Source organism: Aeromonas sp. HMWF015 (assembly GCF_963878965.1).
Taxonomy (GTDB): Bacteria; Pseudomonadota; Gammaproteobacteria; order Enterobacterales; family Aeromonadaceae; genus Aeromonas; species Aeromonas veronii.
Map to the genome: position 1 here is coordinate 11,466 of NZ_CAWNZT010000341.1, position 14,730 is coordinate 26,195.

11 protein-coding genes are annotated in these 14,730 nt (G+C 60.3%); 4 read left to right on the forward strand and 7 right to left on the reverse strand.

What is annotated here, in order from left to right:
* The coding region (locus AACS18_RS17140) for a glycoside hydrolase family 38 C-terminal domain-containing protein (RefSeq protein WP_258228754.1) at positions 1-1,971 on the forward strand (1,971 nt) is incomplete at its 5' end.
* Positions 1,972-2,141: 170 nt separating this feature from the next.
* Here the strand turns inward: AACS18_RS17140 and AACS18_RS17145 are convergent.
* A complete protein-coding gene (locus AACS18_RS17145) occupies positions 2,142-3,131 on the reverse strand; it encodes a D-alanine--D-alanine ligase (RefSeq protein ID WP_108612820.1) in 990 nt (329 codons plus the stop codon).
* 203 nt (positions 3,132-3,334) lie between these two features.
* Positions 3,335-3,943 carry a 2OG-Fe(II) oxygenase gene (locus AACS18_RS17150; protein ID WP_042032341.1) on the reverse strand — a complete coding sequence of 203 codons (609 nt, stop codon included), beginning with the start codon at positions 3,941-3,943 and terminating at the stop codon, positions 3,335-3,337.
* A 350-nt stretch (positions 3,944-4,293) separates the two neighbouring features.
* Here AACS18_RS17150 and AACS18_RS17155 point away from each other — a divergent pair, with 350 nt between their 5' ends.
* Both AACS18_RS17155 and AACS18_RS17160 read left to right on the forward strand, forming a co-directional pair.
* Positions 4,294-4,770, forward strand: coding sequence for a glutathione peroxidase (locus AACS18_RS17155; RefSeq protein ID WP_108612821.1), 477 nt, complete (start codon positions 4,294-4,296; stop codon positions 4,768-4,770).
* A 183-nt stretch (positions 4,771-4,953) separates the two neighbouring features.
* The gene (locus tag AACS18_RS17160) at positions 4,954-6,354 is read left to right on the forward strand and encodes a DEAD/DEAH box helicase (protein ID WP_108612822.1); all 1,401 of its coding nucleotides are present in this window, start codon (positions 4,954-4,956) and stop codon (positions 6,352-6,354) included.
* A 111-nt stretch (positions 6,355-6,465) separates the two neighbouring features.
* Here the strand turns inward: AACS18_RS17160 and hutW are convergent, their stop codons facing one another.
* The gene (gene hutW / locus AACS18_RS17165) at positions 6,466-7,827 is read right to left on the reverse strand and encodes a heme anaerobic degradation radical SAM methyltransferase ChuW/HutW (RefSeq protein WP_108612823.1); all 1,362 of its coding nucleotides are present in this window, start codon (positions 7,825-7,827) and stop codon (positions 6,466-6,468) included.
* Between the two features lie 256 nt (positions 7,828-8,083).
* Between hutW and AACS18_RS17170 the strand changes: the two genes are divergently transcribed.
* Positions 8,084-9,679: a methyl-accepting chemotaxis protein gene (locus tag AACS18_RS17170; protein WP_005360022.1), complete on the forward strand. Its 1,596-nt coding sequence runs from the start codon at positions 8,084-8,086 to the stop codon at positions 9,677-9,679.
* 125 nt (positions 9,680-9,804) lie between these two features.
* On the opposite strand, the gene aroG is transcribed toward AACS18_RS17170, so the two are convergent.
* From aroG to AACS18_RS17190, 4 genes are all read right to left on the reverse strand, one after another.
* The gene (aroG, locus tag AACS18_RS17175) at positions 9,805-10,860 is read right to left on the reverse strand and encodes a 3-deoxy-7-phosphoheptulonate synthase AroG (protein WP_005337046.1); all 1,056 of its coding nucleotides are present in this window, start codon (positions 10,858-10,860) and stop codon (positions 9,805-9,807) included.
* Between the two features lie 220 nt (positions 10,861-11,080).
* On the reverse strand, positions 11,081-12,364 hold the full coding sequence (aroA, locus tag AACS18_RS17180; protein ID WP_108612824.1) for a 3-phosphoshikimate 1-carboxyvinyltransferase: 1,284 nt from the start codon (positions 12,362-12,364) through the stop codon (positions 11,081-11,083).
* A gap of 227 nt (positions 12,365-12,591) precedes the next feature.
* A complete protein-coding gene (gene serC, locus AACS18_RS17185) occupies positions 12,592-13,680 on the reverse strand; it encodes a 3-phosphoserine/phosphohydroxythreonine transaminase (RefSeq protein ID WP_108612825.1) in 1,089 nt (362 codons plus the stop codon).
* A 225-nt stretch (positions 13,681-13,905) separates the two neighbouring features.
* Positions 13,906-14,730: electron transfer flavoprotein subunit alpha/FixB family protein (locus AACS18_RS17190; protein ID WP_108612827.1), on the reverse strand; the 825-nt coding region annotated here is incomplete at its 5' end.

Below are 14,730 nucleotides of genomic sequence, written 5' to 3' on the forward strand. Positions count from 1 at the left end.
ATCTTCGCCATCATCGACAAGCTGCGCGAGATCTACCCCCAGCGTGAATTCCACATGAGCCGCTTCGAGCAGGTCTTCGAGCGCATCGAGGCGTGCCGCGACCAGCTTGCCACTCTCAAGGGGGAGTTCAACGACGGCAAATATATGCGGGTACACCGCACCATCTCCTCCACCCGGATGGACATCAAGCTGGCCCACGCCGCCATCGAGAACAAGATCGTCAACATCCTCGAGCCGCTGGCGAGCATCGCCTGGGCGCTCGGCTTCGAGTACCACCACGGGCTGCTGGAGAAGATGTGGAAGGAGATCATGAAGAACCACGCCCACGACAGCATCGGCTGCTGCTGCAGCGACAAGGTGCATCAGGAGGTGATGACCCGCTTCATTCTGGCCGACGACATGGCCGAGAACCTGATCCGCTTCTACATGCGCAAGATTGTCGACAACATGCCGGTGGCGTTATGTGAAGACGGCATGCAGGTGGCCGACAAGCTCTGCCTGTTCAACCTGATGCCCTTCCCCCGTCAGGAGGTGATCAACACCAGCATCCGCATTCGTGCCCAATCCTTTGCCCTGCGCGATGAAGCGGGCCAGCCGATCCCCTACTTCATCCGCGCCAGACGCGAGATTGACCCAGGTCTGGTGGACAGGCAGATCGTTCACTACGGCAACTACGACCCCTTTATGGAGTACGACATCCAGCTCTGCCATCCCCTGCCGGCCATGGGTTACTGCACTCTCCATATCGAAGGCAACCAGCCGGGACTGGAGCAACCGGTGACGGCCAGCGGCAAGCTGCTGGAGAACGATTTTTACCGCATCGCCCTCAATGACAACGGCACCCTGCAGATCCTGGACAAGCTGCGCGGTACCACCTTTGATCAGGTGCTCACGCTGGAAGAGGGCTCCGATGATGGCGACGAGTATGACTACTCGCCGTCGCGCGACGAGTGGCTGCGCTACTCCACCGAGTTTGCGGTGACCCGCGAGGTCACCCATCAGGCGTGGCAGAGTATCGCGACCCTCAAACTGCGCATGGCGCTGCCTGCCAACCTCGCCGAGCGTGCCAACCGCCAGTGCAGCGGCCACCTCGATGTCACCTGCCGCATCACGTTGGCGCACCAGAGTCCGCGCATCGACATTGAGCTGGAGCTCGACAATCAGGCCGATGATCACCGGGTGCGGGTGCTGATCCCCACCCCCTTCCCGAGCGACACTGTGGTCTCTGACAACCAGTTTGGCTGCATCACTCGCCCCACCCGCGACAGCGCCATGGCGAACTGGGAGGCTGAAGGGTGGAAAGAGGCCCCCATTCCGGTCTGGCAGCTGATGAACTTCGTCGCCCTGCAAGATGGCAAGCAGGGGCTGGCGGTGCTGAGCGATGGCCTGCGCGAGTTTGAAGTGATCGGCGAGCAGTGCGACACCCTGGCTCTCACCTTGCTGCGCGGGGTCGGCGTACTCGGTAAAGAGGAGCTGCTGCTGCGCCCGGGTCGCCCCTCCGGCATCAAGCTGCCGACCCCGGACTCCCAGGTGCGCGGCAGGCTCAGCTGCCGTTTCAGCCTGCTGGCGTTTGCCGGTGATCACATCAGCGCCAACGTGATGCAGGCGGCGCGCAGCTACCTCACCCCGGTGCGCTGCTACAACAAGATCCCGTTCGATGCCATGAAGCTCAACAAGGCGAGCTTCACCACCCCGCTCCACTTCAGCCTGCTCACCATGGATCCGTCCGGTCCGGTGCTGAGCGCCCTGAAAAAGGCCGAAGATGAAGAGGCGCTGGTGATCCGGGTCTACAACCCGAGCGAGCAAGCGGCACTGGAAGGGGGCAAGGTGAGCAGCCAGCACACCCTGAGCAACTGGCAAGCGGTGCGGATGGATGAGCACCCCCTGCCCCTTGAACTGGCCGCTGGCGAGTTTGGCGAGCTGGCGCCCTGCCACTCCCGCAGCGTGCGCTTTCGGGTGGCTCGCGGCTAACGGCAGGTATACCCACAGGTAGCAACAGGTGAGGGAGGCGCATCCCCTCCCCGCCTGTTTATCCCTTCAAGCTGCCCTATCCCGCTTGATAAAGGCATAAAAAAATCCCCGCCAATTGGCGGGGATTTTTATTGGAACGGTATTAGCCCCCGTCAGCAAGAGCGATCCGCTTAGCTGGCCTTGCGCAGGATCTGCTCAAGGTAGCGGGCGAAGTCGTGACCGTGATGCTCCAGCAGTTTCGGGAACATGGAGATGGAGGTCATGCCCGGGAAGGTGTTGATCTCGTTGAGCAGGATCTCGCCCTCCTCAGTCAGGAAGAAGTCGATACGGGAGAGGTGAGTCAGTTTAAGCTGACGGAACGCTTTGAGGGCATACTCGTGAATGGCGTCAGCCTGAGCCTGGGTCAGCCCTTCGGCACGCAGTGCGGTCTCGGTATGGCTGGCGCTACTGTACTTCTCTTCATAGGTGTAGAACTTGTCCTGCGGCACGCAGATCTCACCCGGATAGGTGGCCACCAGCTCGTCACCGTACTGGTAAACTGCCACTTCCAGCTCACGCGGCTTGACCGCCTTCTCGATCAGAACCTGCTCGGAGTAACCGAAGGCATCGGCAATGCCCTTCACCAGATCCGCTTCGTTGCTGGCGGAGTAGCAGCCAACGGAAGAGCCCTGGGAGGCTGCCTTGATAAAGACCTTGCCCCACTTGGCCAGCGCCGCTTTCGCCTCAGCCAGAGCCACATCGCCCTGCTCGGTCAGGAACAGATAAGGGGTGTTGGGGATACCGATGGCGGAGAGCCACAGCTTGGTGGTGATCTTGTTGAAGCAGATCTTGCTCGCTTCGGCGTCACAGCCCAGATAAGGCAGGCCAGCCAGCTCGAGGAAGGATTGCAGATCGCCGGTCTCACCCGGGTAACCGTGGATGCAGGGCACCACGTAGTCGACCGGACGGGCCACGCTGTCAAACGAGAGCAGCTTGTCCAGCCCCAGTTTGCACTCGCGACCATCGGCGCTGAGCCAGCGGTCGGCAAACATCTCGACGCGGGTCACTTCGACGCCGGGCAGGAGAGCGAGTTGTTTTTCGAGGAAATTGGCGCTGCGCAGAGAGACTTCGTGCTCGGAGCCACCGCCGCCGCACAGCAGCAAGACATGCATGTTCTTCATTAGATGTGATCCCTTGGGAGAAGCGGCTTCGTCATGACCATTCAAAAACCACCGCATTCAAAACCGGACGAAGCCAGATACGAACATAAGTGCGCGCCAGTGTAGCAAGGGAGACAAACCCTTGTCAGCTGATGGCTGCCCTGCCAGCCACATCTTGCGGTGAAAAAGGGCGCCCTGTGTCAAAAACCGCGCAACCCCATGGGTCAGCGAGGGGGATCGACCCGTCCCATTCCGCTGCCATTGACGCGAAACCAGCCGGCAATGCTGTAACGCTCCTGATTGGCGGGCAGCACTTCGTGAGGAAACTCCTCGGAGAGGAAGATCACCAGCCGCCCCCCTCTGGGGCTCACATCCATCAAGAACTGCTCGTCGTTGTCATAAAAGCGCAAGACGCCGCCCGCTTCGGGTTGCCAGTCGTTATTGAGGTAGAACACCGTCGTCAGGCGACGGTTGGAGCGACCGGCAAAGGCATCGCGATGGGTCGCGTAGAAGTCGCCGCTGCGATAACGGGCAAAATGTGCCTCGTAGTCGAACAATCCCAGCATCAACATCCGGTTGGCAGCCAGACGCAGCGCCTCCATGCGGGCGAGATAATCGGCGACCGGCGCCCCGAGCGACGGCTCCAGCCAGTGGATCTGGTCGCGGCGGATCTCGCTGTTGCCTTGATGGAGCCCTTCACGACCGATCCCGGCCGGTTGCCACTCCTCTGGCAGACAGCCTTTGAGGGCATCCACCTCGGCGGCAGTTAAAAAATCGTCCACTATCACCCAACCTCGGGTGTAGATGGCATCCATGACGGCTTGATAGTCCAAGATTGGCTCACAATGAGTGGAAAGAGGGCGCTTTGTAGCGACTTACTGGCAAAGTCACAAACCGGTTTGCTTCTCTTGAGAAGTCCCACCATCAATACGCGAGTTGCTGCCCGCCGCCCCGCATTTTTGTCGCCAGTTGTGATCCCGCGCTGCCAAGGAGCGTATTGGCAGTCGAAACTGTGATGGCCCTTGCAATCGGGACGAGGAGGCGCCGCGGCCTCCTTGCGGTACCAAGAGCCAACCGATACCGTAGCCGCATCGCCATGTTGCTGTTCATCCGGCGCTTGTCTCTGTCACCGACCGAACCACTCACGGCACAACCCGCGCATCACCCACGAAAGGATCTTCTTATGCCTCTGCCCGATCTCACTTTGCAACGACTGGATGGTACCCCCTACCCGCTGACTCAACTGGCGGGCAAGGTGGTGCTGGTGGTCAATGTGGCCAGTCGCTGCGGCTTTACCCCCCAATATGAAGGGCTGGAAACGCTCTATCGGGAGCTCGGCCCCAATGGACTGGTGATTTTGGGCTTCCCCTGCAACCAGTTCGGTCAGCAGGAGCCGGGGGATGCGGACGAGATCGCCCGCTTCTGCTCCCTCGACTATCCGGTCACCTTCCCCATCATGGCCAAGTGCGATGTCAACGGTGAGCATGCCCACCCCTTCTACCAGTGGCTCAAGCAACAGAAACCGGGCTTTCTTGGGCTGGAAAACGTCAAATGGAACTTCACCAAGTTTCTGATCGACCGCGATGGCAACGTGGTGGAGCGCTTTGCCCCCCAGGCCAAACCGGAGAGTCTGGCCGAGCAGATCCGGGAGATGCTCTGACTCTCCCGAGCCGTTTTGCGCCACGGCTTTTAAGCGATTGTGTGGCGGCCGGTGCGACAGCTACTGCGCAGCGGCCGCTCTTTTGCTATATTACGGCCCCACTATCTTTTCCATATCGTGGCTGGCCCTAACGCGCTGGCTGCCCGTTGAGCCTAAGGCTCATCTCAGGAGTTTCTCTCGAACATGTCATTCAACGAACTGGGTCTGTCTCCGCATATTCTGCGGGCCGTCAAGGAGCTGGGTTACGAACAGCCAACCCCCATCCAGCAGCAAGCGATTCCGGCCATTCTGGCCGGTCAGGATGTGCTCGGCGGCGCTCAGACAGGCACAGGCAAAACGGCCGGTTTCACCCTGCCGATGTTGCAGCGTCTGCTGGCCAACCACGGCCGTGGCCGTCGTCAGGTGCGCGCACTGGTACTGACCCCGACCCGCGAACTGGCGGCACAGGTGGGCGAGAGCATCATCAAGTATGCCCACCACCTGCCGTTCAAGACGCTGATCGCCTATGGCGGTGTCAGCATCAAGCCCAATCTGGACGCCATCAAGCTGGGTGTGGACATTCTGGTCGCCACCCCGGGCCGTCTGCTGGATCTGCTGACCCAGGGCGCCCTGACCCTGAGCCAGCTGGAAGTGCTGGTGCTGGATGAAGCGGATCGCATGCTCGACATGGGCTTTATCGTCGACATCCGCCGCATCATGAAGGCGCTGCCTGCAGAGCGGCAAACCCTGCTCTTCTCTGCCACCTTCTCAAACGACATCAAGGCGCTGGCGGACGATCTGCTGAACGACCCCACCCTGATCGAGGTGGACCCCAGCAATACTGCCGCCGAGCAGGTGACCCAGCGCATCATTCAGGTGGATCGGGAACGCCGCCGCGAGCTGCTATCCCACATGATTGGCCGTGGCAACTGGCAGCGGGTGCTGGTGTTTGTCCGCACCAAGCAGATCGCCGACCGCCTCGCCCAGCAGATGCAAAAAGATGGTCTCAATACCGTGGCGATCCACGGTGACAAGAGCCAGGGAGCCCGCAACCGGGCGCTGGCCGATTTTCGCAGTGGCGAGGTGCGGGTGCTGGTAGCGACCGATATCGCCGCCCGCGGTCTCGATATCGATCAACTGCCCTACGTGATCAACTTTGAACTGCCCCAAATGGCGGAGGATTACATCCACCGTATCGGCCGTACCGGCCGCGCCGGTCGTGGCGGCGAGGCCATCTCGCTGGTCAGCCAGGACGAGCTGGGTCAGCTCAAGGCTATCGAAGCCCTGATCGGCCAATCCCTGTCCGTGGAGATCCTGGAAGGGTATGAGCCAAGCGGCAAGCCGAGTCGCCAGACTCTGCCGGGCAGCAAGCCGGTGCAGAACCCGCCCCGTGAGCGCGGCCATGCCAACGCCAAGAGCAATGCCAAAGGCAAACCTGCCGCTGGCAAGGGCAAAGCCAAGGGTGACGCCAGCAAAAAAACCGCTCAGTCTCCTCAAAACAAGTCCCGCAAGCGGGAAGTAGTGGGCGAGGATATCGGCTTTGCGCCGATGCGCCGTCTGCCCAAAGCAATGCGCGACAGCTATCAGGAGAGCAGTGACGAGTAAGCTCGCGCGACGCTAACTGCCAAGCCAAAAGAGGGAGCCTGCAAGGCTCCCTCTTTCGTTATGGATCGCTCGGAGCCATGCAAGTGCTCCGTGCAAATGCTCCGCTCGGGCTCAAACCAGCGAATGGCGTACCCCGGCAGTACCATGGCTGGGCGGCGCTGAACCATCGAGCGGATTGAGCTGCAAGAACTCGAACAAGCCAGCCTGCATATTGACGTTCCAGAAGCGCCCGGCGAGGGTGAGTTGCAACCGTGAGCTCTCGATCTCGACCAGCCCGTGCTGCTGCCAGGCGACAAAAAGCGGCATCAGATGGGTCAGCAAAGGCGTTGGCAGACGATCCAGCGCCAGCACACCGCTGTCGAGGGCGCCACGCAGCAGACCGTCCATCCTTGCATTGGGATTGCGCCCCATCACCATCCCGGGCGCCCGCTTGCCACTGGCCAGCGCGTCGTGCCAGGGGGCCAGATCCCGTCCATACATCAAGCCATGGCCAAGAATGCTGCCCCCCGCACCGGCACCAAAGGGGAGGATCTCCGCACCGCGCTTAGCCATCTGGTTATAACGACTCTGCTCGGCCGGGCTGCGCCGCCAGTGACTGCAAGAGAGACGCTCCCAGCCGTGAGCTTCCAGTTGCTCCCCGCCATAGGCATACATGGCCGCCCGCTGCTGGCCATCGGCGAGCCAATCCAAGGTGCCCTTCTCCTGCGCCCGCTCCAGATTGGTGCCTTGCATGGCGATGAGCTGGTAAAGATCGACCCCGTGCACGCCGCTCGCCATCACATCGCGGATATCCTGTTGCCACACGGCATCATCCTGACCGGGCAGACCAAAGATGAGATCCGCCACGATCACAGCCGCATCATCCCGGGTCAGCTCACCCAAACGGGTCAGCAAGGTCTCCCTGTCATCGAAACGGGCCGCCTGCTGGCGTACCCGGGTATCAAAGCTCTGCACCCCGAAGGAGAAGCGGTTGAAGCCCCCCGCCAGCGCCACCTGCCATTTCTCATCATCAAAGCCGTTGAGGCGCCCCTCCAGTGTCACCTCGGCATCCGCCGCCAGCGGAAAACGGCGGATCACGGCAGCCAGCATGGCCAGCTCGTCGGCGCTCATGTCGGTCGGCGTACCGCCCCCTACATAGACGGCTGAAAATGGCATGCTCTGCGCCAGCGGGGTATCAGCCGCCTGCGCAAGGGAGGCGCACAAGGCGTTGACATAGCGGTTGATCCGCGCCGGATTGGCGCCATTTTCAAAGAAATTGCAGAAGCTGCAGCGCTTTCGGCAAAACGGAATGTGGATGTAGAGGGCGCGCTCTTCAGCTTCACTCTCTCGCTGCCACCAACTCTGCCAGCCAGCCTCATCCAGCGGGAAGGGGCGCATCCCTCCCCGACTGGCGTGAGCCGAGGTCTTGGCGCTAAAAGCAAACTTGAGGGGATCCGGCGTGGCAATACCGGTCATGGAAGGGGTCAGATTCATGATGGTCACTATTATCAGCAAATAATGACAATGATAACGATTATCGTTACTGGCAATTTGTTCTGGATCAACCCGAGGAGCAGCCCCCCTCCCGAAAGGCATTTTGGCAACCTGCATTACCGATCTGCTTAACAGATTATTTACTCAAGAGTGGTTATCGTGTGCCGATAGAGAACCATCTCCCGCCGTTTCTTCGTCTACGATCAAGATGATACGGGATCACATAACAACACCAAGCGCATGGAACTTGCCCAAAATGCATAACCTCTCCTTGAACTGGAAAATATTCCTCCCTCTTGCGCTGGTCATCAGCACCACCTTTGGCCTCTGCTTCGAACTCTCCGCCTGGCTGCAACGGGATCTCGCCATCCGGCTGGCAGAGGAGAAGGTTGAGAGCATGGCCAACACCTATATGGATCAGGTGAACGTACTGATGATGACAGGTGGCATGGCCAACCGGCAGATAGTGCAGACCAAACTCAAGAGTGAAGCGGGCATTGTTGAAGCCCGTCTGGTGCGCGCGCCAGCAGTAAGCAACCTGTTTGGCCCGGGTCATCCGGATCAGAAAGCGCAGGATCCCCTCGATGAGCGAGCCATCAATCAGGGCGAAGCCATTCTGGAGCAGCAGGGCAACAGGCTCACCCTGATCAAACCGTTCAAAGCCTACAAGGAGTATCGCGGTACCCAGTGCCTCACCTGTCACCAGGTCAATGAAGGGACCGTGATGGGGGCAGTGCGGATCAGTTATGACCTCAGCCACACCTTCGGCGAGATCCGCCACAACAACCTGATCCTGAGCGGCAGCCTGGCCGCCGTCTTCAGTCTCGGCTTCGGCTTGCTCTGGTGGGTATTGCAACGCTACGTGAAACACCCCCTGCGCCAGTTGCAACTCACCATGATCCGGATGGCCAAAGAGCGCGACCTCGCCCTCCCCCTGGTCAATCACAGCCGGGATGAACTGGGCCAGATGACCCGCGCCGTCAATGACATGGTGCAGGGATTCCGCCACAGCCTGCAGGAGGTGGAAGGGGCGACCCACCAGCTCTATCAGGAGTCGAACCAGATCCGTCAGGTCGCGACCCAGACCGAAAACTCGGCCCGCCAGCAAGAGGGGATGACCACCCAGGTTGCCGCCGCCGTCAGCGAGCTGGCCGCCAGCTCTCATGAAGTGCGCGAACATGCCCGCCACAGCGCCGAGCTCTCCGCCCTCACCAATCAGGATGCCGCCGACACCAGCCGCCTCGCCCAGCACTCCATCACCGATATGGGCGAGATGTCGGCAGAGATCGATCGAGTGGATCAGGTGATCCAGCAACTCGACAGCCGCTGCCTGGCGGTTGACGGCGTACTCGAGGTGATCAAGGGGATTGCCGATCAGACCAACCTGCTGGCCCTCAACGCCGCCATTGAAGCAGCCCGGGCAGGTGAGCAAGGCCGTGGCTTTGCGGTGGTGGCCGATGAAGTGCGGGCCCTCTCCAACCGCAGCCGCGCCGCCAGCGAAGAGATCTCCCAGATGATCGCCGCCCTGCAAAATGAGGCCCAGAGCGCAGTTACGGTGATCGGGGATGCAAAAAGCAAAGCCGATGAGAGCATCAGCAAGACCGAAGCGACCCTGGCAGCCATGCAGAACATCATCGAGCGCATCGCCCGCATCAACGACCTCAACGCCCAGATGGCGCAGTCGGCCGAAGAGCAGGACAGGGTCTGCCATGAGGTAGACAGCTCGGTGAGCGATATCCGCAACACCTCCAACGACACCCTGGGTCAGGCGCACGCCGCCAATCTCGCCAGCATCCAGCTGGTGGAGCAGTGTCAGAAACTGGAGGCGCTGCTGAAAACCTACCGTTGGTAATCCACTTCACCAACGAAAAAGCGCGACCCGAGGGTCGCGCTTTTGCTTTATGGATTCGATATGGCCGAACGGCCGCTTGCTGTTCCAGCGGCGCGTTGACGATTAACAGCGCCGCTAGGATGGCTTTAGCGGGCGTTGCGGGTTGCGACGGCATCCGCCAGGTTGCGCAGCAACACTTCGGTATCGGCCCAACCGATGCAGGCATCGGTGATGCTCTGGCCAACAGTGAGTTCACACCCTTCCACCAGATCCTGACGGCCTTCCACCAGATGGCTCTCCACCATCACACCAAACACCGCTTTGCTGCCGGCACGCAGTTGGCCGGCCACATCCTCGGCCACCACCATCTGGTTCTTGAACTGTTTGCTGCTGTTGGCGTGACTAAAGTCGATCATCACCTTTTGCGGCAGACCGGCCTTCTCCAGCCCCTTCACTACCTCATCAACATGAGCCGCGCTGTAGTTCGGCTCACGACCACCACGCAGAATGATGTGACAGTCCGGGTTGCCGCGGGTCGCCACGATGGCGGAGTGACCGTATTTGGTGACCGACAGGAAGTGGTGCGGCGCACTGGCAGCGCCAATGGCATCGATGGCAACCTTGATGGTGCCGTCAGTGCCGTTCTTGAAGCCCACCGGACAGGAGAGGCCGGAGGCCAGCTCGCGGTGTACCTGGGATTCGGTAGTACGGGCACCGATCGCGCCCCAGCTCATCAGATCCGCCACATATTGCGGGGTGATCATGTCGAGGAACTCGGAGGCAGTTGGCAGCCCCATGTCGTTGAGATCCAGTAACAACTTGCGACCAATGCGCAGACCGTCGTTGATCTTGCAGCTGTTGTCGAGGTACGGATCGTTGATCAGCCCCTTCCAGCCCACTGTGGTGCGCGGTTTTTCGAAGTAGACCCGCATCACGATCTCCAGCTGACCTTTCAGCTCGTCGCGCAGCGCCTTGAGGCGCTTGCCATACTCCAGCGCGGCAACCGGATCATGGATGGAGCAAGGACCAATCACCACCAGCAGACGATCATCTTCGCCGGCCAGGATATTATGAATGGCCTGACGGGACTCAAAAACGGTGGACGAGGCCACCTCGGTAGCCGGAAACTTCTCAAGCACCGCAACCGGGGGTAATAACTCTTTGATTTCACTGATACGAACGTCGTCGGTTTGATGCTGCATGACAAGGCTTCCTGCTAGATGACTGCGATTAGGAAATCTCAACATAGCCCGCGACAGCGCATGTGTAAATAGGAAATTACAGCAATCACAAAACTATTTTATATGGCAATCTTGCAAGTTATTGAAATGATGCTAAGCGAAATGACGATGCTGGTGAGGAAGGCAAAAAGGCCCGCTCAGCGCGGGCCCGAAGCGTCGGTGATGACGGGTTTGTCAGTGATCAACCACGCTGGCTGATACTGGCCAGCTTGTCGAAGTAATCCGGGAAGGTCTTCGAGGTGCACTTGGGATCATTGATGGTGACCGGAGTATCCGACAACGCCACCAGCGAGAAGCACATGGCGATACGGTGATCGTTGTAGGTATCGATCTCGGCATGCTTGAGCTGGGTCGGCGGGGTCACGGTGATGAAGTCATGCCCCTCCTCCACTTCAACGCCCAGCTTGCGCAGCTCGGTCGCCATGGCGTGCAGACGATCGGTCTCTTTCACCCGCCAGTTGTAGATATTGCGAATGGAGGTCGGCCCCTCGGCAAACAGCGCGGCAACGGCGATGGTCATGGCCGCATCGGGAATATGGTTCATGTCCATATCCACCCCGTGCAGCGGTGCCTGCTCCGCCTCGATAAAATCATCGCCCCAGGTGATGCGCGCGCCCATCTTCTCCAGCACGTCGGCGAAGTGGATATCACCCTGAATGCTGTGCTTGCCAATGCCAGTGACCCGCACCTTGCCCTTGATGGCACCCGCCGCGAGGAAGTAGGAGGCGCTGGAGGCATCCCCTTCCACCAGAAAGTCACCCGGGCTGATGTAGGTCTGGTTGCCCTTGATGTAGAACAGCTTGTAGTTGTCGTGCTCGATGACCACCCCGAACTGCTTCATGATGTGCAGGGTGATGTCGATGTAGGGCTTGGAGACCAGCTCCCCCTTGATGTGGATCCGGGTATCACCGGCCGCCATCGGCGCTGCCATCAAAAACGCGGTCAGGAACTGGCTGGAGACGGAGCCATCGACGTGCACATCGCCGCCCCACAGCCCCTTGGCGTCCACCACCAGCGGCGGATAACCATCGTGTTTGAGGTACTGGATATGGGCACCCGCTTCACGCAGGGCATCCACCAGATGGCCGATGGGACGCTCTTCCATGCGCGGCTCGCCGCCCAGAGTATATTCACCTGAGCCGAGGCATAGCGCGGCGCAGAGCGGTCGCATGGCAGTACCGGCGTTGCCGAGGAACAGATTGATCGGCTCTTTCACCGCAAAGCTGCGGCCCAGACCCTGCACGGTACACTCGGTCTTGTCGGCGGAGAGCTTGTACTTGACCCCGAGCTGGGTCAGCGCAGCCAGCATGTGACGAATGTCATCGCTGTCGAGCAGGTTGGTCAAACGGGTGGTGCCACGAGCCAGCGCCGCCAACAGCAGCGCACGGTTAGAGACACTCTTGGAGCCGGGCAGATTGACCTCACCGGCCACACGAGAAATGGGTTCCAAACGCAACGAATTCATAGACTTCCTGTGCTATCTCAAAAATAAACGCCTGTCCGGACGTTAACAGCCTGCGTCCCGCTCGGCAAGGGCACTTTCAGGGGAAATCGCACGGCAAACGCCAGCGCGCTGGTTCTGTTGAAAAAAAGACGCCGGGGTATCCCCGGCGTCTTGAATCACTGCAATAGCTGGAAGCGGCTCACGAGTTGTCACGAGAGGCCGCCAGCAAGCACGTATGTACTTTCTTTTCAGCCGTGGCGCTTGGCAAAACCATCCATAAAGCTCACCAGGGCCTTCACCCCCTCCAGCGGCATAGCGTTGTAGATGCTGGCGCGCATGCCACCGACAATGCGGTGCCCTTTGAGGGCCAGCAGGCCGGCCGCTTCCGATTCTGCCAGGAACTGCTTGTCCAGCTCGGCATTTTTCAGCTGGAACGGGATGTTCATCCGCGAACGGCAGCTGACATCCACCTGATTGCCGTAGAAGCTCGACTGATCGAGATAGTCATACAGGAAGTCGGCCTTCTCCTTGTTGCGCGTTTCCATCGCCTCGAGGCCACCCTGTTCTTTCAGCCACTCGAACACCAGACCGGCCAGATACCAGGCGTAGGTGGGCGGCGTGTTGAACATGGAGTCGTTCTTGGCTGTGAGCTTGTAGTCAAAAATCGAGGGGACATCGGCTCTGGCCTGATCCAGCAGGTCATCGCGCACGATGGCGATGGCCAGCCCGGACGGCCCGATATTTTTCTGGGCACCAGCATAGATGATGCCAAAGCGGCTCACATCGAGAGGACGGGAGAGAATGGTGGAGGAGAGATCTGCTACCAGCGGCACCTCGCCGGTGGCCGGGATGTCGAACATCTCGATGCCGTCGATGGTTTCGTTCGGGCAGTAGTGAACATAAGCCGCATCGGCGCGAAACGCCGGCGTCGGCAGCAGGTGGGAGATCCCCTGCTCGTTCTTGGCAACCCCCTGGAAGGTCTGGATATCGCCATACTTTTTGGCTTCATCCACCGCGCTCTGGGACCAGACACCAGTCAGCAGGAAGTCCGCCTTCTTGTTGGCGCCGCCCAGCAGGTTCATGGGCACGGCGGAGAACTGACCGCGGCCGCCACCGTGCATGAAGAGCACCTTGTAGTTGTCCGGCACCGCCAGCAGTTCGCGCAGATCCGCTTCGGCCTTCTCGGCAACCGCCATGTAGGGCTTGCCGCGATGGGAAAGCTCCATGACCGAGGCTCCCAGCCCCTGAAAATTACAAAATTCGCGCTGGGCGCGCTCCATGACTTCAACCGGCAGCATGGCGGGGCCGGCGCAGAAGTTGTAAATCTGTTTGCTCATGACGCTTTCCGTGAGTGGATGAGAGTAATCGATGACTTGTCAGGTTTTACACAAGAGCAGCCAGCGGATCAAAGGCTTTTTGGGAGCTGGCTCAACCTTTTACCGTCACTCTGCGTCCCCCTTGCAGTAGAAAAAGCCCTGAACGGGTCAGGGCTTGCAGGGAACATGCACAGAAATGGCGGGCAGAGCGCATAAACGACCACAGCCCAGCCATTTCTGACAAATTTACAGTTTGGCAGTGAGCTCAGGCAGCAGGGTGAAGAGATCCCCCACCAGCCCGTAGTCCGCCACCTGAAAGATGGGGGCGTCGCTGTCCTTGTTGATGGCCACGATCACTTTCGACTCCTTCATCCCCGCCAGATGCTGGATGGCGCCCGAAATACCGACCGCGATATAGAGCTCGGGCGCCACCACCTTGCCGGTCTGCCCCACTTGCAGATCGTTGGCGACATATCCCGCATCAACGGCGGCTCGCGATGCCCCCACGGCACCGCCCAGCTTGTCGGCCAGCGCCTCAATCAAGGCAAACTGCGCCTTGGAACCAAGGGCTCGGCCACCGGAGACCACCACCCGAGCGGCGGTCAGTTCGGGCCTGCTGGAGCGCACCGCGCGGCGCTCGACCAGCCGGGTACGACCAGCGAATTCGGGCACGGCCAAGTGCTCGATAAGAGCCTGCCCGCCCGTCGCCGCCTTGGCAAACGCGGTGGCCCGCACAGTCATCACTTTGACGGGCGCCGAGCTTGCCACTCTGGCAATGGCATTGCCCGCATAGATGGGGCGCAGGAAGGTATCGTTGCTCTCGATAGCCGTCACCTCGGAGAGCATCTCCACCCCGAGCCGGGCCGCCACCTGTGGCAGCAACGCCTTGCCCATGGTACTCGCCGCCATCAGGCAGTGGCTGTAACCTTCGCACCAGCTGGCCAGCAGCTTGTCGACCCCATCCAGCAGCCCGTCGGCCAAGCGGGGATGTTCGGCAAGCAACACCTTGTCGACGCCGCCGAGGACAGCCGCCTGTTCACCCGCCTCGGTCAGCCCCTGACCCAGCAACAG